This window comes from Shewanella sp. HL-SH2, from assembly GCF_051164935.1.
Classification (GTDB): Bacteria; Pseudomonadota; Gammaproteobacteria; order Enterobacterales; family Shewanellaceae; genus Shewanella; species Shewanella glacialimarina.
This window is the reverse complement of sequence record NZ_CP195035.1, coordinates 2260943-2286232: the sequence shown is the minus strand read 5'-3', so window position 1 is coordinate 2286232 and position 25290 is coordinate 2260943. Positions and strand designations below refer to the sequence as shown.

Annotated in this window: 14 protein-coding genes; 9 read left to right on the top strand and 5 right to left on the bottom strand. The window is 42.4% G+C overall.

Annotated features, from left to right (window positions below):
• Nucleotides 1-168 precede the first annotated feature (168 nt).
• The 9 genes from rmuC (at nt 169) to ACRWP9_RS09885 (ending at nt 18991) form a co-directional block, all read left to right on the top strand.
• Nucleotides 169-1659: a DNA recombination protein RmuC gene (gene rmuC, locus ACRWP9_RS09925; RefSeq protein ID WP_434925883.1), complete on the top strand. Its 1491-nt coding sequence runs from the start codon at nt 169-171 to the stop codon at nt 1657-1659.
• 125 nt (nt 1660-1784) lie between these two features.
• Nucleotides 1785-3728, top strand: coding sequence for a transglycosylase SLT domain-containing protein (locus tag ACRWP9_RS09920; RefSeq protein ID WP_434925882.1), 1944 nt, complete (start codon nt 1785-1787; stop codon nt 3726-3728).
• A gap of 88 nt (nt 3729-3816) precedes the next feature.
• Entirely contained in the window at nt 3817-4728 is a 912-nt protein-coding gene (locus ACRWP9_RS09915; protein ID WP_434925881.1) for an AAA family ATPase, read from the top strand.
• Nucleotides 4729-4739: 11 nt separating this feature from the next.
• Nucleotides 4740-5825, top strand: coding sequence for a DUF58 domain-containing protein (locus ACRWP9_RS09910; protein WP_434925880.1), 1086 nt, complete (start codon nt 4740-4742; stop codon nt 5823-5825).
• A complete protein-coding gene (locus ACRWP9_RS09905) occupies nt 5815-7881 on the top strand; it encodes a transglutaminaseTgpA domain-containing protein (RefSeq protein WP_434925879.1) in 2067 nt (688 codons plus the stop codon). The genes ACRWP9_RS09910 and ACRWP9_RS09905 overlap by 11 nt, the downstream gene beginning before the upstream one ends.
• Before the next feature lie 75 nt (nt 7882-7956).
• Complete coding sequence (gene recC, locus ACRWP9_RS09900) at nt 7957-11568, top strand: exodeoxyribonuclease V subunit gamma (RefSeq protein WP_434925878.1); 3612 nt, start codon at nt 7957-7959, stop codon at nt 11566-11568.
• Nucleotides 11569-11657: 89 nt separating this feature from the next.
• A complete protein-coding gene (locus ACRWP9_RS09895) occupies nt 11658-15467 on the top strand; it encodes a UvrD-helicase domain-containing protein (RefSeq protein ID WP_434925877.1) in 3810 nt (1269 codons plus the stop codon).
• 1 nt (nt 15468) lies between these two features.
• Nucleotides 15469-17703, top strand: coding sequence for an exodeoxyribonuclease V subunit alpha (gene recD / locus ACRWP9_RS09890; protein WP_434925876.1), 2235 nt, complete (start codon nt 15469-15471; stop codon nt 17701-17703).
• Between the two features lie 280 nt (nt 17704-17983).
• On the top strand, nt 17984-18991 hold the full coding sequence (locus tag ACRWP9_RS09885) for a D-alanine--D-alanine ligase (RefSeq protein ID WP_434925875.1): 1008 nt from the start codon (nt 17984-17986) through the stop codon (nt 18989-18991).
• A gap of 40 nt (nt 18992-19031) precedes the next feature.
• Here ACRWP9_RS09885 and ACRWP9_RS09880 read toward each other — a convergent pair whose 3' ends face one another.
• The 5 genes from ACRWP9_RS09880 to napA all read right to left on the bottom strand — a co-directional run bounded on the left by ACRWP9_RS09880 (nt 19032) and on the right by napA (nt 25290).
• Nucleotides 19032-19763 (bottom strand): substrate-binding periplasmic protein, encoded by a 732-nt coding sequence (locus ACRWP9_RS09880; protein ID WP_434925874.1) that lies wholly within the window; start codon nt 19761-19763, stop codon nt 19032-19034.
• Nucleotides 19750-21513 carry an ABC transporter substrate-binding protein gene (locus ACRWP9_RS09875; protein ID WP_434925873.1) on the bottom strand — a complete coding sequence of 588 codons (1764 nt, stop codon included), beginning with the start codon at nt 21511-21513 and terminating at the stop codon, nt 19750-19752. The genes ACRWP9_RS09880 and ACRWP9_RS09875 overlap by 14 nt, the downstream gene beginning before the upstream one ends.
• Before the next feature lie 197 nt (nt 21514-21710).
• Nucleotides 21711-22298: a cytochrome c3 family protein gene (locus ACRWP9_RS09870; RefSeq protein WP_226415953.1), complete on the bottom strand. Its 588-nt coding sequence runs from the start codon at nt 22296-22298 to the stop codon at nt 21711-21713.
• Between the two features lie 20 nt (nt 22299-22318).
• Nucleotides 22319-22765 carry a nitrate reductase cytochrome c-type subunit gene (locus tag ACRWP9_RS09865; protein WP_404830054.1) on the bottom strand — a complete coding sequence of 149 codons (447 nt, stop codon included), beginning with the start codon at nt 22763-22765 and terminating at the stop codon, nt 22319-22321.
• Nucleotides 22766-22800: 35 nt separating this feature from the next.
• Nucleotides 22801-25290: a nitrate reductase catalytic subunit NapA gene (napA, locus tag ACRWP9_RS09860; protein WP_434929014.1), complete on the bottom strand. Its 2490-nt coding sequence runs from the start codon at nt 25288-25290 to the stop codon at nt 22801-22803.

The following is a 25290-nucleotide window of genomic DNA, read 5'->3' as shown; positions in this document are numbered from 1 at the left end:
AATACTGTATTACAACTACCCATTAGACAGGTTAATACGCGATAAAATTTCATTTCGATTCAAAAATAAACGAATCACTGAAAAAACATTAAATTGTTCACCATAATACTTGCAGGCCAAACTTTTGCATGCGAATCTTATCGCGTTTCTATTTCAAAGGGTTAGGTTATGCCATTCGTTGTTGATTTCACACCGCCACAAATAGCCGCCATGGTTGCTATAGGGTTATTAAGTTTTTTAATAGGCGCATTACTTAACCAAAGGTTGACCCGTCAACGTTGGGAACAATTAAAACAAAAATACGAAGCTGAAGCGACTTTGGCTTTGATAGAGCAGCAACGTCAAGTTGTTCAAATCCAAGATATCCTAGATGATAAAATTGATAACTTAAATCATCTCCAGTCTAAGCTTGAATCTTATATTAGCCAACTTGCTAGAGCGCAGGCGCAAGTTGAGCGTATTCCTCACTTAGAGCAACAATTAGAAGACAGCCATCGAAAAATATTAGAGTCACAACTTAATCTATCAAAATCTAATGCCATGCAGCAAACCATCATGGCTAAAAGCGAAGCCGAAAACAAAGCATTAGAAGATAAAATCAATTTACTAGAAGTGGCTGAGGAAAGATTAAAAGTACAGTTTGAAAACCTTGCTAATCGTATTTTTGAGCAAAAAAGTGAAAGTTTCAAACAACAAAATGTCACTCAAATTGACGGCGTTCTAGGCCCGCTTAAACAGCAGTTAGATGGATTTAGGCAACAAATTCAACAGTCGTATAATCATGAACAATCTGAGCGCAGTGCATTAAAACATCAATTAAACCATTTACGTGAGCTCAATTTAAAAATGAGCCAAGATGCCATCAACCTGACCAAAGCACTTAAAGGTGACAATAAACAGCAAGGTAATTGGGGCGAAGTCATTCTTGAAAGAGTATTGCAAGAAAGTGGCCTACGTGAAGGACATGAATACGACACCCAGCAAGATTTAAAGAATGATGATGGTAAACGATTTAAACCCGACGTGATTGTTCATCTACCCGATAACAAAGATGTGGTGATTGATGCCAAAATGTCGTTGGTTGCGTATGAGCGCTACTTTAACAATGATGATGAAGATATTCGCCAGCAAGCATTAAAAGATCATGCCCTATCTATTCGAATGCATATCAAGGGACTCAGCCAAAAGGATTACCATAAACTACATGGACTAAAAAGCTTAGATTATGTGCTAATGTTTATCCCTGTTGAACCGGCATTTTTACTGGCAATAGAGTACGACCCTAGCCTAATTAATTTTGCCCTAGAGCAAAATATTATGCTGGTTAGTCCAACCAATTTATTAGTCGCTTTGCGGACCATTAATAACATATGGCGCTACGAGCATCAGAATCAACATGCACAAACCATTGCTAAGCAAGCGGCTAAAATATATGACAAATTGTGCAGTTATATTGATGACATGGACAAACTAGGACGCGCGCTTGAGACTGCCGATAAAAGTTATCAGCAAGCAATGGCTAAATTATCTTCGGGTAAAGGCAACTTAATACGCCAGGCGCATACCTTACAATGCCTGGGGGTCGACTCTAGCAAGCAGATTGGTAAGCAAATACTTAACCGCGCACTAGACGAGTCATTAGACAAAACTGAAGGATAAAATGGCAAAATTAATCATCAGTTAATTATTTACTTTAATACTGTTAATGTTTTAGCAATTTATCGAAAAACTCATTTTAAAAACTTTATCGCAAACGTTGTACTGAGGCGGAGATTCTCATTTAAATGCGTACTACATGGATTAATACATGTTCACCTAAACGACTAACAACCTTACTCGTTGTAACGGCGCTGACTATTTTATCTAGCCCCCCTGCTAACGCCTACACGGCTAAACAGCAGCAATATCTTGATGCGAAAAAAGCCTTAGACAGCGGACAAACCAGCCGTTATCAACAACTCAGAAAACAGCTAGGTGATTATCCATTAGCCATTTATCTTGATTATCACACCAGTATTGATGACATTTTGCGTATGCCGGGCAATAAAGCCTTTAGTGCCATCGAGCAGTTCAATACCATGCCTTTGTATAATTCAGCTCGATATCGTTATTTGATGAACGCTGGTAATACCCAGCGCTGGCAAGACTTTTTAGCTATCTCACCGACAACGCCTAATGACATGCGTTTACAGTGCTATTTTTTACGTGCGCAATTAGCAACGGGTGATAAAGCAGCGGCATACAAAGGCGCGGATCGACTATGGCTGCATGGTCAGTCTAGACCTAAAGAATGTGATCCTTTATTTACTCAGTGGGCCAAAGATGGTTACCGTACCCAGGAATTAATATGGGGGCGAATGCTGCTCAGTTTTGATGCAGGACAAACAGGTTTATTAAGCTATTTAAGCCAAAAAGTCAGCAAACATCGTAACGATGCTGAACTGCTATTAAAGGTATACAAAGACCCTAATATATTAAGAAATACCAAACTTTTTAGCAGCTCCAAACCTATTGTGAGTGATATTGTCGATGCAGGCTTAAGAAAACTTGCCAGAAAAGATCTTAAACAAGCCACCAAACTTTACGTTAAATATCAAAAGGCGGGTCGATTCAGTGAGGCCAAAGATCGTCAATTAAATCATTATCTGGTCAGGCGTGGATTGATATATCAAGAAGAAGCATTAATCGATCATATTGATACTATGTTACCGCTATTGGCATCTGATGACTTATATGAAATGCGCCTTCGCTGGGCTATCCGCCAGCAGGATTTTAATACCGTAAACATTTACCTAGCGCAATTAAGTCAGCAAGGTAAAGAGCATTCTCGCTGGCAATATTGGCAAGCCCGCATGAATGACCAACAGGATACTAAAAAAGCACAGGACAACTATTTAGTGCTGTCTCAGCAACGGGATTTTTACGGTTTTAATGCCGCCAAAGTTATCAATAAACCTTTGTCATTTAATGATGACAACTTAACCTCCAACAAAGTATTACGCGCAAAGTTATTAGATGACCCCGGAATGTCTAGAGTCATAGAGCTAAGGGCCATTGATAAATATTTAGATTCGCGTACTGAGTGGATATATCTAATGCGTCGCCATGATAAAGCCATGACAGCTGAATATGGACTTTATGCGCTTGAGCAAGGCTGGTATGACTTAAGTGTTGAGTCAAGTATTCAAGGGCAACAATGGAACGCATTAAATCTGCGTTTTCCTAATGCCGCCAATGAAGAATTTGTTAACGCCAGCAAAAAGTATAAAGTCGATATTAATGAAATTAGGGCTATTTCACGCCGTGAAAGTGCGTTTAATTACTATGCAACCTCAGGTGTGGGTGCCAGGGGGTTAATGCAATTAATGCCTGCCACAGCAAAACAAACAGCACAAAAGAACAAAATTCCCTTTAACGACGTAAAAGACTTATATAAGCCAAGCGTTAACGTCATGTTAGGCAGTGCCTACTATGCCGAGTTATTAAAGCAATTCAATAATAATCGAGTATTGGCAACAGCTGCATATAACGCAGGGCCTGGTAGTGTAAAACGTTGGTTAAAAGCGTCTAATGGATCATTAGATGCGATGAGCTTTATTGAAACCATCCCATACACTGAAACCCGTGAATATGTTCAAGCGGTATTAAGTTATCGAATGATTTATTTACAACAAGATAACCCTAAAGCCGATATGTTTACCAAACAAGAACTGAATTACGCTTATTGAGTCTCCGTTTGAGTTAACGACCAACCTGCCGTCAACTCAAACGCTAAAAAGGGCGATTAAATCAATATTAAAATAAAGAGGATTAACTGTGTCCCATACCACAATCAAACAGCTAATAAGCCAACTTGAACAAGTTTTGCTTGGCAAGCCGATGCAGATAAAATTAGCGGTTGCGTGTATTTTAGCCAAGGGACATCTGCTTATTGAAGATTTACCTGGTATGGGCAAAACCAGTTTGTCACACGGTATTGCCACCAGTTTAGGCATGAGTTACCAACGAATACAATTTACCAGTGACATGTTGCCCGCTGATATTTTAGGGGTATCTATTTTTGATCAAAACCTGCAAAAGTTTGAGTTTCATAAAGGACCAATATTTAATCAAATGTTGCTTGCCGATGAAATAAATCGCGCCAGTCCGAAAACCCAAAGTGCGCTGCTAGAAGCCATGGCAGAACAACAGATTACTCAAGATGGCCATACCTACCCGCTGCCTAATCCCTTTTTTGTTATCGCCACCCAAAACCCACAGGATCAGTCAGGTACGTTTCCTCTGCCCGAGTCCCAGCTAGACCGCTTTATGATGCGGATATCGATTGGTTACCCAAGCGCAGAAGCTGAAATGGCCATGCTAAAAAATCAACATCACGGTCATAAACGTCCACCATTAAAGCAATGTTTAACCTCTGCTGAGTTAATGGATCTACAAGCAGAAGTTAATCAGGTTTCAGCGTCCGATGCGGTACTTAAATATTTATTAGCGCTTATTGATATGTCCCGTCAGCAAAACCAAGCAAGTGGATTATCACCTCGCGCAAGCTTAGCCCTACTGCAAGCAGCAAAAGCTTGGGCAGTCATTGAACAGCGAAACTATCTGGTGCCTGAAGATATTCAAGCGGTGTTTCATGCAGTGGCAGAGCACCGAATAAGCGCACATGGCCAATTTCAAGCTAAAGCCTTGTCTGATACGCTGCTTGCCAGCGTTAATCCCATTCTTTAATGGTTTTGAACATGTTTAGCCGCAAAAGTCGTCAAGCTAACACTCACCTCCCTGAGCGGCAAAGCTGGGTAATGCGGCTTGTGCCCAATTCTGCTAAAAAAAAGTGGTCCAGGTGGATAAGCCGTAGATTACCGCCACAACAAAGAGTCACATTGAGCCACAAAGGTATTTTCATCCTGCCCAGCGCATTTGGTTTAGCCTGGTTAGCACTTATCGTCCTACTGTACTTATTTGGCACCAACTACCAAAACAACTTAGTGATCGGACTTAGCTTATTACTGGCAAGCATTTTTCATACCTGTATTCTTTACAGCTACAAAAATTTAGCCGGATTAACTTTTAACGCTATCACTCCAGCAGATGCTTACGCCGAACAAACGCATGCCTTCCCGATAATGTTGACCGGACATACCAAACAAAAACACCCTGATACGACTCATCAACAAATTTGCCTGCAATTTAGCGGCCAGCGCCATGTGCGCTTGGCACAAACTGAAGAACAATCGATTGCAACAGTGCAATATGCACACCCAAAGCGTGGCTTATTAACCCCTGGACGTATTAAGGTATGGTCACATTTTCCGTTAGGGCTATTTAAAGCATGGTCGTATGTTGATCTCGATTTGCACCAAGTTATTTTTGCAAAACCACTCGAATGCGACATTCATTTAACCAGTCAAAGCCGTGATGATAATAATGACATCAGTCATGGCAGAATTCGCCCTGGGGTTGATGACTACACAGGATTACGCGGCTATGTAATGGGCGAGTCTCTAAAACAAGTAGCATGGAAACAATGGGCCCAGGGCAAAGGCATGCTAACTAAAGAATTTAATGAACCTGAAGGCTCACCGGTATGGTTGTCACTTGATGATACCCAAGGGCATGATTTAGAACAAAAGCTAGGTAAGCTGTGCTGGCAAGTGAATTATCTTACTCAAAAAAATCAAGTATTTGGCTTAATACTCAACCACAACACCTTAGGTCAAAGTAGTGGTGAAAGCCATCGAATAGCGTGCCAAAAAGCCATTGCCATGTACCGCCCAAGTTTCAATATTAATATTGATAAAAAACCAGGAGGCGATGATGCACGATAACTTTGACAGCATCATTAGCCGCAATACGTTGTTTTGGTTATTAATAACCAACGTAGCGGTTTTAACGCCGCAGTTTTCACACGCAACGCCTTGGACTATGGCCATTTGCGCCATTTGCTTTGTTTGGCGCATGGGAATTTATTACGGCAAAGTGGCAGCTCCACCTAAATTATTGGTCAATACCCTCGCAATAGCTGCTGCGGTAACCTTAGGTTTGGTGTCATCGCAAATTGGATTGTTAAATGCGCTAATTAACCTGTTAATTTTGGGTTACGCTTTGAAATACATCGAAATGCGCCAACAAAGAGATGTTAAAGTGGTGGTATTAGTGGGCTACTTCATCATTGCGCTGACCTTGCTAGATCAACAAGCCATTATTAACACCTTACACTTAACCCTGGTCGCCATTATCAATACCAGCGTACTGGTAAGCGTTTATCAAGATAACAGAAAACCTTTAACTAACTTACTGTTTAGCTTAAAAATTATCCTTCAAAGTATCCCACTCGCGATATTACTGTTCGTGGTATTTCCTCGTTTAGGCCCGCTGTGGTTGATGCCCAATATGAAAGCGGCCAAAACTGGCTTATCGGATGAAATGTCATTTGGTGATATCAGTAAATTGACTCGCTCTGATGAACTTGCTTTTAGAGTCGGCTTTGATAATTCTGACGGCAGCACATTAGGCCCCCAAAATGCGGATCTCTATTGGCGCACATTAGTGATGGAAAGCTATGATGGTAAAACCTGGCGACAGGACTCGAATATAAAAGATCTACAGGGTCAATCACGTTACCAAAAATTCAATCGCGCTTTGCCACAAGACGACAGTCAAAAGATTAATAAATTGGAGTATGTGGTAATTAGTGAGCCAAGCCACCAGCGCTGGTTATACGGGCTTGACCAAGCCTTTAGTCAAGACAGTAATATTGTAGAATTATCCGACTACAGTCTTTACGCTATGCGGCCGGTAGCGCAACGCCAAAGTTATCGTGTGGTGTCTTACCCTAATAGTGTGATGGATGAAAATTTAACGCCGAACATCCGCAGTATTAATTTAGCCTTACCCGAAAATGCCAACCCGCAAACCTGGCGTTTAGCACAACAATTTAGTCAGCAATACCCGCAGCCTAAAGGCCGTATTAACGCCATGATGAATTACTTTGCTGAGCAAGCGTATTACTACACGCTTAGCCCACCCGTACTTGGTGATCAGCAAATTGATGACTTTTTATTTGAAAATCGCGCGGGGTTCTGTGCCCATTATGCATCTGCCTTGGTTTATTTAGCCCGTGCCAGTGGAATTCCCGCCCGTATGGTTACCGGATATCAAGGCGGCGAATACAACCCCAAAGCAGGCTATTACAGTATTTATCAATATATGGCCCACGCCTGGACCGAAGTGTGGTTTGAAGGTGAAGGCTGGCAGCGTTTTGACCCCACCGCCATGATTGCCCCACAACGTATTTTAGATGGCTTTGACGCCACATTTGACAGTCAATCTAGCTATTTATTAGACAGCCCTTTTAGTAGCCTAAGGATGAAGCAATACCCATGGTTAAACGATATACGTAATCAAATTGCCAGCATGGACTATTACTGGAGCGTGTGGGTGTTAGGCTTTGACGAGCAACGTAAACAGCAGGTATTGAAAAAGTTACTCGGTGATATCAGTGCCAGTAAAATAGCCATCGCTATGTTGGTATCCATCCTTATCATCTTGTTATTTATTGCCTACTTTGCCGGGTTATTTGAATTTAAACCCAAACAAGATTTAATCATTCGCCGCTATAAAACCATTACCCGAGTGTTGAGTGTAAAAGGCGCTTCTAGCCCACAACAACAGCCACCTTTAGCTTATGCGCAACAATTAGCACTTGAGCTAACTGAAATACAGCCGCAACTACTGCAGCAATTTAATCTATTTACCGATTGTTTTGTCGCATTAAAATACCAGCCACTTTCAGCGCCGCAATATAAACAAAACCTACGCCAATATACGCGCCTATATTGGTCATTAAGGCTTAAACTGCTAATGATTAAGCAATTGAAATAACATTGTAATATTAGTCGTTGATGCGAGCGAGCTAACCCCATAGAATGGCATAAGATGTTCTATTGCGAGTGCCCTATGCTGTCATTAATTCAATCCAATCAAATGGAAGTTCTGTCTGAGCAACTAGCTAAAATGCTGGCAACCCCTTTGCCTAACACTAGCCTGCTGACGACCGAACAAGTGTTAGTACAAAGCCCTGGCATGTCGACATGGCTGCGTTTAGAAGTGGCTAAACATAACCACATAGCCGCAGCACTCACCTTCCCTTTACCGTCGAGCTTTATTTGGCAACTTTGTCATCAATTACTGCCCAATGTACCAAAGGAAAACGCCTTTACCAAAGCGGCAATGACCTGGAAGTTGATGGATTTAATCCCAAGCTTGCTTGATGACGCAGATTACAGCCCTTTGCAGCACTATTTAAACAATGGCAACCTTGAGGGCGGGAATAACACCTCATCCAACTCACAAGATGCGATTAAGTTGTATCAACTTTCAAATCGTATTGCCGATATTTTTGACCAATATTTGGTTTATCGGCCAGATTGGATCCAGGCATGGGAAAACAACCAACCACTGACTGAAATTAATTCACGTTTTAACTTAGATGAAAACCAGTTATGGCAACCTAAGCTTTGGCGCGCATTAGTGCATTACAATCATACTGAACTACAGGCGAGCCAATATCACCGCGCTAATTTACACCAGTCCTTACTGAATGCTTTAGCAGACACAACAACCAACATCAGTATGCTGCCTAGTCGGTTATTTGTATTTGGCATTTCGTCCATGCCACCACAAACATTAGAAGTTATTCATGCATTAGCGCAGCGTATTGAAGTGGTTATGCTGGCACTCAGCCCTTGCCAGCACTATTGGGGCGATATTATCGACCCTAAAGTCAGGGCCAGAATGGCGTTAAAATACACCCACAAAAAACAACTCGCCGAAGATTGGGAAGACAAACTTGAGGTGGGTAATCCATTATTGGCTAATAATGGCAAAATGGGACGCGAGTTATTAGATTTGCTGTTGAGTTTACCCCCTGAAAACACTAATTTCAGTTATGACTGCTATGTCGAACCAACACCGAATAACCTATTGCACGGTGTTCAATACGATATTTTACAAATGGAAACCCTAGGGCAAGCTTTAGGGCCAGACGCCAGGTTATATCAGCAAATTGATAAACGCCGTTTACTTAAAAACAGTGACACCTCAATTACCCTGCGCAGCTGTCATAGTCCACTGCGGGAAGTAGAAACATTACACGATCATATCGCAAATTTATTAGACGCTAACCCGACTTTAGAGCCAAAAGACATTGTGGTCATGATGCCAGATGTTGCCGCCTACGCGCCTTATATTGATGCGGTATTTGGCACAGTTAACAGTCAATTTTACTCAAGCTTTCAACGCGCCAGTAAAGGGCCACAGCAATTAGCTGTTCCCTATGCCATTGCCGACCGTGGTGCCGCCCAGGAATCGCCGTTAATTAATAGCTTTTTAACCTTACTGAACATCAATCAAAGCCGTTTTGGGTTAACAGAGGTGCTGTCTATTTTAGAAGTGCCGGCCATTTTAAGGCGCTTTGAATTAGATGAAGATGACTTTGATATTATTAAGCGTTGGCTTGACCATGCCAATGTGCGTTGGGGACGAGATGCCAACAGTCGCACCCAATTAGGCTTACCTGCCTTTGGCCAAAACTCTTGGTCATTTGGCATCAAACGCTTAATTTTAGGTTATGCCCTTAATGACCAATCACCTATGTATCAAGGCATACTGCCAGTCAGTGGTGTTGAAGGCCAATCGGCACAAGCCTTGGGAAAATTGCTGAACTTTTTGGAAGCGATTGACGATCATACCCAGGCATTCTTTAAGCCCAGTTCAACCGCTGACAGATTAAGCCAAATAAACCAATTAATTGAAGACTTCTATCAAACTATCGACGATGAACAGAGCCAAATACTCACCATCAGAAATGCGCTTGCCAGCTTATCAGATGAACTTATCGAAGCAGGTCATCAAGCGCAGATTAATATTGAAGTACTCAAGCAATGGTTTAATCAAACCTTAAATGACTCGCGCGTGGGCCAGCGCTACCTTGCCGGCAGTGTGAACTTTTGTACCTTAATGCCTATGCGTTCAATTCCGTTTAAAATTGTCTGTTTACTGGGCATGAACGACGGAGTTTACCCGCGAGTACAACATCCGGTCGGATTTGATTTAATGGCGCATTTTGGCGCCCAAAAAGGCGACCGTTCGCGCAGATTAGATGACAGATACCTGTTTTTAGAAGCGCTACTTTCTGCGCGTGAGCAACTTTACGTCAGTTACATTGGTCACAGCGAGCGTGACAATGCTGAACGTATCCCCTCGATGTTGATTTCAGAGTTAATTGAGTTCTGCCAAATGAGTTATCTGCCAGAGCACTTATCAAGTAACACATTAACCGAGGATGATATTGAACTCATTGAACAGGCCGTCAGCCTACAACTTATTCAAACTCAACCATTACAACCCTTTGATCATAAATTATTCACCCCAGATAGCCCCTTACAAAGCTATCATCAGCGTTGGTGTCCTCCGTCATTGGACCAACAATATGATCAAAGGTTTTTCAATCCACAAAAACCGATTATTGCAGAAAAAAATGACCCGCAAAGCTCCAATAATGCCAATAATCATCAGCACCACGACCAAAGTGATGAACTGGAGCTGTCGGCATTAATTCGTTTCTTTCGCAATCCGGCGCAGTTTTTCTTCAACCGTAGCCTAAAAGTTGATTTAAACTTGAATTTACAAGCCGATGATAATGACGAACCGTTCAGTTTAGACGGTTTAGGCCGCTATAAATTGCAATCTAATCTTATCGATTCAGCCTTATGTCAAGTTAACAGCGATGTCGATATTGAACTGCTTAACCAGCTCAAAGCCAGTGGTAGTCTACCTATGGCGCCATTTGATGATATTTTATTATCGCAATATCAACGCGATATAGCCCCTTTGATTAATCGAATACATTTTTTACAAAATGAGCAAACCAGCGAATCGATTAATATCGACTTAAGTATGTCAGTTAACTCGGCGAACAATCAGCACTTAAGTCACATAAATTTGGTTGGACGCATCGATGATGTTAGCCCTAAAGGCTTAATCAATTATCGCCCAGGCACAGCCCACGGTAGAGATTTAGTCCAGTGCTTTATTCGTCATTTATGCCTTAATGCACAAGGTATTATCAAGTACAGTTACTTGTTAGACATGGGCCATTTTCATTGTTTTGCCCCTATCGATGCCGAACATGCCAGGTTACAACTTGCGCAATTTGTGCAAACTTATCTTGATGGCCAGCGCCAGCCATTATGTTTCCCGCCTCGTACAGCCTGGCTTTATGCACAAACCGACGGCACACACAGTGAAAAATTATTTGCCGCACAAAAACAATGGCGAGATGATCAAACACAATTAGGTGAAGGTTTTGAGCCTCACCATCAACGCTTGTTCACTTTTCCAGATGATTTTAGTCAAGCTATATTTGGCCAGTTAGTCAATACCTTATTACAACCGATGGTGAGCTTATATCATAAGGGCAAACTCGGTGAATTAGATGACTTTGTCAGTGGTGAGGCGGTGACACAACAGGTCGCTGAAATAGCCAAAGCCACTAATATAAGTCATTAGCGGTTAACGACTAACACTCGGGTTTCACCTGTTGAACAGACATATTACACAACGGCAAGCACACTGCATTGGAGCAAAATATACCGCTTATGAATAACGCAAAATCAGCTAATATTACCGTGTCAGCGCTGGATGCGCTCAACTTGCCTTTTGCGGGTTCTAGCCTGATTGAAGCCAGCGCGGGCACAGGAAAAACCTATACTATTTCGGGTTTATATTTGCGTTTGCTGCTCGGCCATGGCGGACAAGCCCCCTTGTTGTGTGAACAAATTTTAGTGGTAACCTTTACCAATGCCGCCACTGAAGAGCTGCGAGACCGAATACGTAAACGGATCCAAATTGCTTACAAACGTTTTTTAGGCGTCGCGACTGATGATCACTTTGTTGAACAGCTTTATCAGCAGATCCCTGAGGATGAGCGAGCCATTGCCCTAAAACGGTTCGATTTGGCGCTTAAGTCACTCGACGAAGGCGCTATTTTCACTATTCATGGTTTTTGTCAGCGCATTTTGGCCGACATGGCATTTGAATCGTCATTGCTATTTGAATCAGAATTCACCTTAGACGACAGCGAATACTTACACCATGCCGTGCGCGATTTTTGGCGTGAAGCCTGTTATCCGCTGCCATTATTTTTAGCACAACAGATCAGTAATACTTTTGGCGAACCAGAAAAACTCGCTCAAAAAGTACGTGCGTTATTAGGTGCAAGCCAGGCGATAGCCTCTGACACCCCGCCAGATTTCATTAAATTATCTGAGTCGTTAGTGCAAAGTCTGCAGCGCTTTAAACTGCGCTGGCCTGCTGAACACCCGGCTATGCTAGCACTGTTAATGGACTTGCCTTTAAACGGTCAACGCTTTGGTAAAAAAGCCGATGGTTATCCCAAGTTACTGCAACTGTTTGACGATTTAACCCACTGGGTGGCTTATGGCCAGGGTTTACCGCCGTTAAAGCCAATGGAGCAATTAGCTTTATCAGAACTGAGATTAAATAAAGGCGGTGAAATCCCCTCAGCGCAAGATGCGCCGCTACTGGATCATATCGAGCGCTTAATGGCGTTAATTACTGCCATTATTCCTGCATTTTTAGTCCGCGCCCAAGCCGGCATTAAACAACGATTTGTGCAACAGAAGCATCAGCGTAATTTGATGACGCCCGATGACTTGTTAACTAGCCTGGCGCAAGCTCTTGAGCATAATCCTGACACCTTGCCTAGCGCGATAGCAAAGCGCTTTCCAATTGCGCTAATCGATGAGTTTCAAGATACCGACCCATTACAATTTCAAATATTTAATACCGTCTATCAAGCGCCACAATTTGATCCGCATAGCGCACAAGCAGACGGTTCACAAACGGGCGCCTCAGGCATTACCAAACCACAATCAGCCACGCCTAATAACGCCATAGGCATCTTGATGATTGGCGATCCCAAACAAGCCATTTATGCCTTTCGCGGTGCGGACATTTTTACTTATATTAATGCCCGTAATCAGACCGAAGCGCACTATAGTTTAGATACCAATTACCGCTCTTCAGCGCAATTAGTTAACGGTGTTAATCATTTTTTCAATCAGCATGACGATCCATTTATCAGCGATGCTATTCCCTATGACCCCGTCAAAACCCCTGTATCAGCACAAAAAAAGATATTGATTGAAGCAGCTGAACAAACAGCGGCACTGCGGATAAAACTGCTTCAAGAAAACGAGCAAACTGGGCTAAACAAAACCACCGCTCGTCAATTGCTTGCCAATGATGCGGCCGCAGAAATAACCCGCTTACTGACAGAAGCACAGGCGGGCGAATGTGTTATTAATGGCGAAGCATTAATTGCCAAAAATATTGCCGTATTGGTCAGGGACAGAAACGAAGCCGCTGTGATAAAAGCGGCCTTAAGTGCCCGCAACATTGGCGCGGTATTTTTAAGTCGCGATAGTGTGTTTGATACCAATGAAGCCAAAGAAACCGCCCTTATTCTGCGAGCATTAGCTAACCCCAAAGATGAGCGCGCCATTCGTGCCGCGCTGGCCACGGAATTAATAGGCTATAACGCCAATAAAATTCATCAATTTAATCAGGACGAGTCACTGCGTCAAAAGGTGTTGGACTTATTTGCTCACTGGCATCAGTTGTGGCTATCAAGCGGCATTATGCCTGCGCTACTTAGTCTGGCCAATGACACTAGACTAGTGCATCGACTATTAGCTAAGCCTGCCAACGCTATATCGTCCGAACCTGATATTGACAAAGATGCTAGCGTAAACTCAACAGCAGATGACGATGAATTTATCAGTATTAGTGCAAGTGGCGAGCGCCGCTTAACCGACTTTCGTCACCTAGGTGAGTTACTGCAACAAAAGGCCACTGAGTTAGACGGTAGCAGTGCATTAATCAATTGGTTTGAACAACAGCTGCTCGGTACCCAAGGTCAAGATGAGCAACAGCTGCGTTTAGAAAGCGAGCAAAATCTGGTGCAAATTGTCACCATTCATAAATCAAAGGGGCTTGAGTATCCCATCTGTTTTGTGCCTTTTATCAGTCTCGCCAGAGGCGGTAATCGTCGTCCTGAGCCGATGCTATATCATCACCAGGGTAAATTAATTTGGGATATTTATGGCAGTGATGAAGGTTGGGAGCAATATAAACGTGAAACCCTAGCCGAAGACTTACGCCTATTATATGTGGCGTTAACCCGTCCAATTTATGCCTGTTATCTGTATATCGCCAATCAATCACGGCAATTAAAAGCCGGCATAAGCTCACAGCTGCATGAAACGGGCATAGGTTATTTATTAGGCATTACAAATAAGGATTGTGATGGCGAACAAATGGCAGCAAAAGTGGCCCAATTAGCCACAATTGATGCCATCAGTGTTAGCCAAGTGACTGACATTATCGACAATACGGTATTAGTCGACAATGTTGATACAAAACAAACCTATGCTGCCAAGCAAACCACTCGAAAACTTGGCTTACCTTGGCGAGTAGGAAGTTATTCTGGGTTAGTAAAACATCTTGCCCATGAAAAAACCGTTCCCGGCGCCGATGATGAAGACTTTAGTGAAGAAAACCTTATTGAGGTTGAGCTACCTGCTGCACATGTTTTAGACCGATTTAGCTTTGAGCGCGGTGCCAATGCCGGTAGCTTTATGCATTTAGTATTAGAGCTATTTGATTTCACCCAAGCAGACACTGAGCTTCAGCCCGCCTTAATCAAAGCGATGCAGCAATACGGTTTTGATCAACAAGTTTGGTTGGTGCCTTTAACCTTGTGGTATCAACAAATCCTGGCCACTCCCTTAGTGAAAACCTTGCTAAATACATCAAACCAAGCGGGCCAACATCCTATTTTTTTACAGGAATTAACCCCACAACAAACCCTAGTGGAAATGGAGTTTTATATACCGATCACTGAACTGCATGCTGAAAAGCTTAATCGCTTATTAGGGCAATTTGGTTATGAGAATAACTTCAGCTTTGACACCTTAAAGGGCATGTTAAAAGGCTTTATCGATTTAACTTTCGAACATCAAGGTCAGTTCTATATTGCAGATTATAAGTCCAACCACTTAGGCCACCAGCTGCACGATTACAGCCAAACATCGATGGCTAAAGCCATCAATAGTCACAGATATAACTTACAGTACATACTTTATACTTTAGCCCTGCATCGATATTTACGTCTGCGGATGCCAAACTATGACTATCATCAGCATATTGGTGGCTGTTTTTACTTATTTCTCAGGGGTATGAGTCCTGATGCTGTTGGCTCAGGGGTCTTTTTTGATAAACCTGACGCCGCCCTTATCGACCAGTTGGATAAGTTATTTTCTCATCCTGAACTGGACACTCCAGCAAGCGAACACATCAGTCATAATAACGCGGAGAAGCGATAATATGTTAACCACCACGCTCCCCATGGCTCAATTACTTAAACAATGGCAACAAGCAAAATTGATCACCGCGTTAGACAGACACTTTGCCCTTGAGCTGGCCAATATTGAAAACATGGCTGCCTCTAGCGTTATGCCCACAAGCGATATCAAGAGTGTTGATAATACCGATCCAGTTGACCAAGTAGACAGTGATTTATTGCTATTAATCTGCACCCTATTGAGTCAGCAATTGTCGAATCAGCACAGTTGTTTAGTGTTGCATAATATTGTGCTGACTAATCCAATGGCAGAAGACATTGGTAGCCACCCTTTTGCGGTGAGTGCTGAAGCGTCATGTCAAATCACAGTTGACCACAATCAATTAATTGAGCAACTTAGCCAGCTTAATGCTATCGGTCAGCCAGGTGATAACACGCCAATGATCATCGAATTTAACCGACTGTATCTGAATAAATACTATGTGTTCGAAACTCAGGTAGCCCTTAAATTACGCCAACTTGCCAGTATTAATATACTTGCCGACAACCCATTACTGCCTGGCTATTTAGATGATTTATTCCCACCACAAGTTAATCATCAATTCGATTGGCAAAAAATAGCCACAGCAACCGCGCTGACTAAGGCGCTTGCGGTGATAACAGGCGGTCCGGGTACCGGTAAAACCACCACAGTCACCAAGTTACTTTTGCTATTACTGACTCAGCAGAATATGACCATTCGATTAGTGGCCCCAACAGGTAAAGCGGCAGCTAGACTGAGTGAATCAATCAAAGCCTCGAAAAATCGTTTAAGACAAAGCTTAACCGCAAATCAGCAACCTCAAGCACTATTGACCGCATTAGACGCGATACCTGAAGAAGCCGCTACGTTGCACCGTTTACTCGGTGTCATACCGCATTCCCATCAATTTAGGCATAACAAAGACAATCCATTGCGACTTGATTTGCTGGTCATTGATGAAGCATCAATGGTCGACTTACCTATGATGAACAAAATATTAAGCGCACTGCCGGACAACGCCAGGTTAATTTTATTAGGCGATCAAGATCAATTAGCCTCGGTTGAGGCCGGTGCTGTGTTAGCTGATATTTGCCAGGGACTAAAACAAACTGCACAAACTGCACAAACTGACATTAACGTTGGCATCAACGCAGATCAAACCAATCTGGCGCCCTGGCGTATGCATTATAGTCAGCAGCAAGCTGACAACATTAAACGCCTTACTGGGCAAGATGTGAGTCAGTTTATTGATACCCTTGACGATAACAATACTCAAAATAATTCTGATACGCATAATACTAACAGTCAGTTTGGCGACAGCTTATGTATGTTGATGCATAGCCACAGATTTAAGGGTGATGCGGGTATTGGTCAGCTGGCAAACGCGGTTAATGACGCGAATATCAGCCATATCCGTCAAGTGTGGCAGCACGGTTATGCTGAACTGAACTGGTTTGAGCATCAAACCCATTCCAATAAAATTAGCGCCAATCAAATCAGTGCTAATCAAGACAACGCTGGTAAACAGCAGTTATTAGCCTTGTCCGTCAGCGCTTATCAGCCGTACTTAGACATGATTCATTTCAATCAAAATGTGTTTAATAATAATGTCGCCAATACGCCTGTTTATGGCGCTGAACAAATTATTGAGCAATATAATCAGTATCGTATGCTGTGCGCCATGCGCGCATCAGAGTACGGTGTCGACGGAATGAACATTGCGATTACTGACAGTTTGCGCCAAGCTCAGCTTATTCAACCAAAGCAAGAGTTTTACCTTGGGCGGCCAATCATAGTTCAAAACAATGATTATAATTTAGGCCTGTTTAACGGTGATATTGGCCTGATTTTACAGGACCAGCAAAATCCGGCTCGGTTAATGGCACACTTTATCCAAGCTGATGGCAATTTATTAAAAGTGTTACCCGCAAGACTCCCTAAACATGATACCTGCTTTGCCATGACGGTACATAAATCCCAGGGCAGTGAGTTTGATCAAGTCAGCTTTGTGCTGCCGCCAAGGCCAAGTGTTGCCCAGTGGCAATTGCTAACGAAAGAACTAGTTTATACCGCGATTACCCGAGCAAAGAATCACTTCTATTGTTTGGGCAGCACCACTGTGTTTGAGCGAGCGGCGAAACAAGTCACCACCCGAGCATCAGGATTAGCACTGCGTTTATGGGCTCCTGAAGCGAATACTGAGTTGAATGCTGAGATTAAAACTAAGGCTAGCTAGCCTTAGTTTGAAATAAATAAGTGTACTTCAAGCAGATGTTTGTATCGAAAACGGCATTGAGTTCACTTATAAAAAGTACACAATAGCCGCATTTGAGCAAACTTTGATCCGGTTTGTCTGCGAAAAAACAGCAGAGCCTAGATAATTAAGCTTTGCTGCTGTTTATAACTGAAATATTGTTAACCTCCACTTGCCATTACCTAGTGGGGATCTTTATTATAAGCAGGTCATTTCAGGGCCCATTCATCTAGCCCAATTTTATTCATTTTTAGGAGCAACCATGCCAAAAATTAATCTGCTACTGTTATGTGGTGGTGGCGGCGCAGAACACGATATTTCATTAATGTCGGTTAAGTTTTTCGAGTCATCGCTGGCTAAGTCAGATAAATTCTCGGTACTGCGTTTAGAGCTAGATAAACACGGTCATTATAAAACGCAAGACGGAAAAGTCTGTGAACTGACTAACCGCCGTGAAGTTCGTTTCGAAGATGAAACAATATCAACATGGCCGGTAGATTATGTTATCCCTTGTATTCATGGATATCCCGCTGAAACTGGCGATATACAGTCCTATTTTAATTTAATCCAATTACCCTACTTTGGCTGTGAATCAGAAGCATCAAGCAATTGCTTTAACAAAATCACCGCCAAAATGTGGTTTAGCGCGTTAGGCGTGCCTAATACGCCGTATATTTTTCTGCACCAATATGATGATGACGCAATAGCCCAAGCTACTGCAGCGTTTGATAAATGGGGCTCACTATTTATTAAAGCGGCATCTCAGGGGTCATCTGTCGGCTGTTATAAAGTCGATGATAAAACTGACATTGCCAACATATTAAAAGAGGCGTTTAGCTATTCACCCTATGTCATTGTCGAGCAAACAATTGTGGCAAGAGAACTTGAAGTGGCTGTTTATGAATATCAAGGGGAAGTGATAGCGACAAAACCTGGTGAGATCGTCTGCGACAGTAATAACTTTTATACTTTCGATGAAAAGTATGCCACTAACAGCAAGGCTAAAACCTTTATCGAAGCTATTAATGTCCCCGATGAGATTAGCGAACAAATTCGCGCTTATGCCATAAAAGCCTTTAAAGGGATGAAACTACGTCATTTATCACGTATTGACTTCTTCTTAACCGCTGACAATCAAATTCTATTGAATGAAATTAATACCTTTCCGGGTTTAACGCCTATTTCAATGTTCCCTAAGATGCTTGAGCATCATGGCCATGATTTTAGTACCTATTTAACTGACATCATTGATTCACAGCTGAAAAGTTAATTGTACGCATTCTTAAAAGGCAATCTGCTTAGGTTGCCTTTTATAACTCCAAACCGTACTTTCTATTCAATTGCGCCATATACCCACTTCTATACAAAAATAGTAGTGCATCATTTAACAATTTTTGGGTCGATTCTGGTAAATCGTAATGGCAAGCCATGGCTCTAATTGAAGTATAAAAAATCAATTCAGGTTCAATGAATGCTAGGCCTTCATTATTCATTAATGCTTTAGCACTGACGATATCCGCAGCCCAAAAATTAATACGCCCACGTTCAAGCTTCTTAATATTCAATCTATCATTATTAGTTAATTCAACTTCATAGCCTGAATTGATCAGATACTCGCCTATGCCGCTGCCCAGAAAGCTGCCAATACTTGAGGATTTAGCATCACTGAGGGTAATAAGTGGATCGAGCAGAGGTTTACGGCTAAACAAACCATATCGAGACAGCATCACTGGACCTATCCAACTAAAATGCGTTTCACGTTGCTGATTTCTTTCAATCGGGAGTACACAGGTATTTTTATCCGATGCAGCCATCGCCATACCCCGTTTGAGTGGATAAAATAATACTTCATATTCCATACCTGCTTGGTTAAATAAAGCCTCAATAAGCTCGATTACCAAACCTTGTTTTTTGTCCTCATTTTGCGATGCAAAGGGAACTTCTGAATAGGTAATAATGGTCAGCTTTTCCGCTTTCAAATAATTTGAAAACAGCACAACCAATAAGACTACTTGTAATATTAAGCCTTTAATGCCAAACAAGAATAGCCTCCTCATAGGGTAAGGTACGCCCTTGTTCTTCCGTTAGTATTTCACTTTTGGGTGAACCCGGCTGAGATAGCCAATATTCTGCGGGTTGGCTTGCATTCATTTTGGGAGCACATTGGATATTAACCATCGATAACTCAAGCTGGGACAAATGCTTATCCATACGTTCAGCTAATGCATCTAGACCTTGTTTTGAAGTGTATGTGCCATTGACAATTTGACTAATATATTGCCACCAGAACCCTGCCATATTAGCGTAATCGGGAACATTTGTTCCTGTAGGAGTCCAAACATTTCGGGCTTTACTGCGATAAAATTCAACCAACCCACCAAGATAAGGTGCTTTTTGGGTCATGACTTTTGATTCAATATCCGACAATCTAATTGGCGTTAAGCCTTTAAGCGTCTTTTTCAGTGATACTGATTTTGACACCACAAACTGGGCATACAGCCAAGCGGCTAATTGCTGTTGCTTGGGGGTATTTTTCAAAAATGTCCAGGAGCCTGTATCTTGATAGCCTGACTTCATGCCTTTTTGCCAATATTTACCCACAGGAGAGGGAGCCACTTTCCATTTAGGTATACCATCTTGATCAACTATATCTAAACCAGGATCTGTTAAGTCTCCGACAAAAGCGGTATACCAAAATATTTGTTGAGCAACCTGCCCCGTTGCAAGCCATCTACCCGCCTCTGAAAAGGTTAAGCGCTTAGCTTCTTCAGGGGCATATTCCAGCCATGATACAAATTTATCAATAGCATATATAGCAGCTGGGCTATTAAGCGCGCCACCACGTTCAACACTTGCCCCGACAGGCTGGCATCCTTCAACTCTAATCCCCCATTCATCCACTGGCAGACCATTTGGCAAGCCAATATCCCCAACGCCCGCCATTGACAGCCAGGCGTCGGATATTCGCCAACCTAATGACGGATCTGTCGCGGCATAATCCATGTGACCATAGACTTTTGTGCCATTGATTGAGCGAATGTCTTCACTAAAAAAACGGGCGATATCTTCATAAGCTTGCCAATTTTGAGGCACTCCTAATTGATAACCATAATTTTTTTTGAATAAAGCTTTGTAGGTTGGATTTTCGAACCAATCACTACGATACCAATACAAATTAGCAAATTGTTGATCCGGCAACTGATAAATCACACCATCAGGGCCTGTAGTGAACTGTAAACCAATAAAATCGTTAAGGTCCAAAGTAGGTAAGGCATATTTCCCAGAATCTGATAATAACAGTTCATTAATGGGCGTAACTTGACCACTGCGAAAGTGGCTACCAATAAGGTCACTATCATTAATATAGGCATCATATAAATTTAACCCTGTCATCAGTTGAGCCGACAGTTTTTTAATCACATCATCTTCGCCCGTTAACTCATGGATAACATGGATACCGGTTAATTGATAGAATGCTTTGGCCAGTACTTCAGATTCATATATATGGGTATTTATACGCTCAGATACGACTCGAATAGTCATACCTTTAAAGGGTATGGATTGAGTGGCAAACCAGGCTAACTCTTGCCGCTGTTGCTTCGGGCTTAGGGTTGTAGGTTGTAATTCATCGATAATCCAATCCGGGATTACGATGGGAATAGATTCGATAGGTAAATGTGTCGCGGTTACAACTGAATTTGAGTCTAATTCAGTTTGAGCAAATGACTCAGCTGTGAACGTAGTCCACAACAAGCCAATTAAAATAACCACATTCAACACTGATATTTTCACGCCGATAATATCTCCTTCGAGAATACAAAAAATATCCCTATCAATATGATGATTGACAATTTTTCTTGGTAAATTGGTATTAATTTATCATAGCTTATTAAAAATATAATGGGTTGCTATCTAACTACTTTTTACTGATTAAAGTAAAAAAAAGACCAGCAAGCTGGTCTTTTATGATCATGTATTAGCCTTAACGGTTAGAAACCTTCTACACCCGCCATATCAGGTAATTGGTGTGCAATCCCCTTATGACAATCGATACAGGTTTTCTCACCGCTTGCCAATGACGTTGAATGCATTTGTGACGCACGCTTTGATTGACGAGTAAAGTCCATATAATCAAAGTTATGACAGTTACGACATTCAAGTGAGTCATTTGCCTTCAGACGGGCCCACTCATTTTCAGCTAGGTGACGACGTTTCGCCTCAAACTTTTCACGGGTGTTAATTGTACCAAACACCTTGCCCCACACTTCTTTTGAAGCTTGCATTTTACGGGCAATTTTATCGGTCCAGTTATGCGGAACATGACAATCAGGACAGGTTGCACGCACACCACTTCGGTTAGTGAAGTGAATCGTGCTTTGTAATTCCTGATAGACGTTATTCTCCATCTCATGACAACCGATACAGAATTTCTCTGTGTTGGTTACCTCAAGTGCAGTGTTAAAACCACCCCAGAAAATTACCCCTGCAACAAATCCACCTAATGTCAGAAACCCAAGGCTGTAATGAACGCTCGGACGGTTTAGTACCTTCCAAACAACTTTTAGCTTTTCAAACAAATTAGCCAACATAGTCACTCCTAATGCTTAGCAGGTGCTGTAGCATCCATTAGATGATCGAGGTCGACAAAGTCATTTTCGACCAGTAGTTTGGCATCTAATTGAATCACATGACACTGGGTACAGTTATAACGTCTTGGAGAAAGTTCAGCCAAGAAGTTGTTATCTCTGTCCATGTAGTGAGTCACGCTAACCATAGGTGCTTGAGAGTGGCCAGTGCTATTGCGAGCATGGCACTGCATACACTTATTGACCTTTAAATCTAATTGGTAACCATCAATCTTGTGAGGGATCAAAGGTGGCTGCATTGGATAATTACGCATTTGCTTTAAATCAGTATTAAGCACTTGCTGCATTGCTGGCGGTGTTGGTTCGATATTAATTGGCGCCAAACGTAAGGTATCAATCTGGTCTTCAGGCACACTGGTCGCCAGTACGCTGAATGATAAACCTAAAATCGCAACCATTGACGCAACTTTGATAATGTTCATGTGTCTTCCCCTTATGCCTTCATAATCTTAATGGCACACTTTTTAAAGTCTGTTTGCTTAGATATTGGATCGGTAGCATCTAAGGTCACTTTATTAATCAGTTGACTTGCATCAAACCAAGGTACAAACACTAAGCCAACAGGTGGCTTATTACGACCACGAGTTTCTACACGTGTCTTAATTTCCCCTCGACGCGAGATGACTTTAATTTCATCACCACGGCGCAAACCACGTTTTTTAGCATCTTCAGGATGCATAAAACACACTGCATCAGGGAAAGCTTTATAAAGTTCTGGTACACGCTGAGTCATTGAACCTGAATGCCAATGTTCAAGCACTCGACCCGTTGATAGCCAAAGGTCGAACTCTTGATCTGGGGCTTCCGCTGCTGGTTCGTAAGGTAATGCGAAAATAACCGCTTTACCGTCTGGTTTACCATAGAATTCAAAGCCTTTGCCCGCTTTGACATACGGATCTGAACCTTCACGGAAACGCCATTTGGTTTCTTTACCATCAACCACAGGCCAACGAAGACCGTGCTCTTTATGATATGTGTCAAAATCAGCTAAATCATGACCATGGCCACGACCAAAGGTAGCATATTCTTCAAACAGCCCTTTTTGAACATAGAAACCAAATGCCTCATTTTCATCATTGAGGAATTTAGGATCCGCATCAGCAAGTGGGAATTTTTCGACATTGCCATTTTGATACAAGACTTCATATAAAGTCTTACCTTTAAACTGCGGATTTGCTGCCAATACCGCTTCAGGCCACACTTCGTCAGTGGTGAAGTATTTAGAAAACTCCATTAACTGCCATAAATCGGACTTAGATTCACCCGGTGCTTTGACCATTTGATGCCAGAACTGGGTACGACGTTCAGCATTACCGTAAGCGCCTTCTTTCTCAACCCACATAGCTGTAGGTAAAATCATGTCTGCAGCTTGGGTGGTCACTGTTGGATAGGCATCTGACACCACGATAAAGTTATCTGGGTTACGGTAACCCGGTAAGCCTTCTTCGTTAATATTAGGGCCAGCCTGCATGTTATTGTTAACTTGGACCCAGTAACAATTTAGATCGCCATCTTTAAGGCGGCGGCTTTGCTCAACGGCATGAAACCCAGGTTTTTCTGGAATAATACCACTTGGGATTTTCCAAATGTTTTCAGCAATTTTTCTGTGCTCTGGGTTAGTCACAACCATATCAGCAGGTAAGCGGTGCGAGAAAGTGCCCACTTCACGTGCAGTACCACAAGCTGAAGGCTGGCCAGTAAGAGAGAATGGACTGTTACCAGGAGTAGAAATTTTACCCACAAGTAAGTGAATGTTGTACATCAAGTTATTACACCAAACACCACGAGTGTGTTGGTTAAAGCCCATGGTCCAAAATGAGGTCACTTTAATTTTAGGATCAGCATACAGCTCGGCAAGCTCAAGCAGTTTGTGCTCAGGTACACCTGATAATTTACTGACCGATGTCACATCATAATCAGCAACAAACTTTTTAAACTGTTCAAAATCGATTGGGGTTGAATCGTTTGCGGTATCGGCATTTTTAGACTTCATCTGGGTAGGATGAGTCGCACGTAGGCCATAACCTATGTCAGTGGTGCCTTTACGGAAATTGACATGCTTATTGACGAAATCCCAGTTGACCTTGTCATTTTGGATAATGTAATTAGCAATGAAGTTAAGAATAGCCAAATCTGTTTGCGGGTTAAACACCATTGGCAAATCAGCTAAATCAAATGATCTGTGCTCAAAGGTCGATAATACCGCGACTTTTACATGGGGCGCGCTTAAACGACGGTCTGTCACTCGAGTCCAAAGGATCGGGTGCATTTCTGCCATGTTAGAGCCCCATAATACGAACGCGTCAGCCGCTTCCATATCATCGTAACAACCCATTGGTTCATCAATACCAAAGGTACGCATAAAACCAGCAACAGCAGAAGCCATACAGTGGCGCGCGTTAGGGTCGATGTTGTTGGTACCAAAGCCAGCTTTCATTAGCTTAACGGCGGCATAACCTTCCCAAACAGTCCATTGACCAGAACCAAACATGCCAACAGCAGTAGGTCCTTTTGCCTTAATGGTTGCCTTCCACTTTTGTGCCATGGTTTCAAAAGCCGTACTCCAGCTAACGGGAGTAAATTCACCGTGCTTGTCATACTTGCCATTGGTCATACGTAACATAGGCGAGGTTAAGCGGTCACGGCCGTACATAATTTTGGATAAAAAATACCCTTTAACACAGCTTAAACCACGGTTAACTTCACTATTCGCATCACCATGTGTCGCAACGACTTTACCATCACGGGTTGCAACCATCACAGAGCAACCTGTACCACAGAAACGGCAAGGGGCTTTATTCCACTCAAGTTTGGTTTGTTCTGAACTGGTAATTAGGTTACTTGCAGCTGCAGGTAATGCTAATCCAGCGACACTCGCTGCTGCCATTGCGGCATTAGCTTTCATAAAATCACGTCTATTCAT

What these genes read in the sequence shown, in the direction of transcription:
- rmuC (WP_434925883.1), top strand. Translation starts at nt 169, where the DNA reads ATGCCATTCGTTGTTGATTTCACACCGCCACAAATAGCCGCCATGGTT.
- ACRWP9_RS09920 (WP_434925882.1), top strand. Translation starts at nt 1,785, where the DNA reads ATGCGTACTACATGGATTAATACATGTTCACCTAAACGACTAACAACC.
- ACRWP9_RS09910 (WP_434925880.1), top strand. Translation starts at nt 4,740, where the DNA reads ATGTTTAGCCGCAAAAGTCGTCAAGCTAACACTCACCTCCCTGAGCGG.
- ACRWP9_RS09905 (WP_434925879.1), top strand. Translation starts at nt 5,815, where the DNA reads ATGCACGATAACTTTGACAGCATCATTAGCCGCAATACGTTGTTTTGG.
- recC (WP_434925878.1), top strand. Translation starts at nt 7,957, where the DNA reads ATGCTGTCATTAATTCAATCCAATCAAATGGAAGTTCTGTCTGAGCAA.
- ACRWP9_RS09895 (WP_434925877.1), top strand. Translation starts at nt 11,658, where the DNA reads ATGAATAACGCAAAATCAGCTAATATTACCGTGTCAGCGCTGGATGCG.
- recD (WP_434925876.1), top strand. Translation starts at nt 15,469, where the DNA reads ATGTTAACCACCACGCTCCCCATGGCTCAATTACTTAAACAATGGCAA.
- ACRWP9_RS09885 (WP_434925875.1), top strand. Translation starts at nt 17,984, where the DNA reads ATGCCAAAAATTAATCTGCTACTGTTATGTGGTGGTGGCGGCGCAGAA.
- ACRWP9_RS09865 (WP_404830054.1), bottom strand. Translation starts at nt 22,765, where the DNA reads ATGGTTGCGATTTTAGGTTTATCATTCAGCGTACTGGCGACCAGTGTG.
- napA (WP_434929014.1), bottom strand. Translation starts at nt 25,290, where the DNA reads ATGAATAGACGTGATTTTATGAAAGCTAATGCCGCAATGGCAGCAGCG.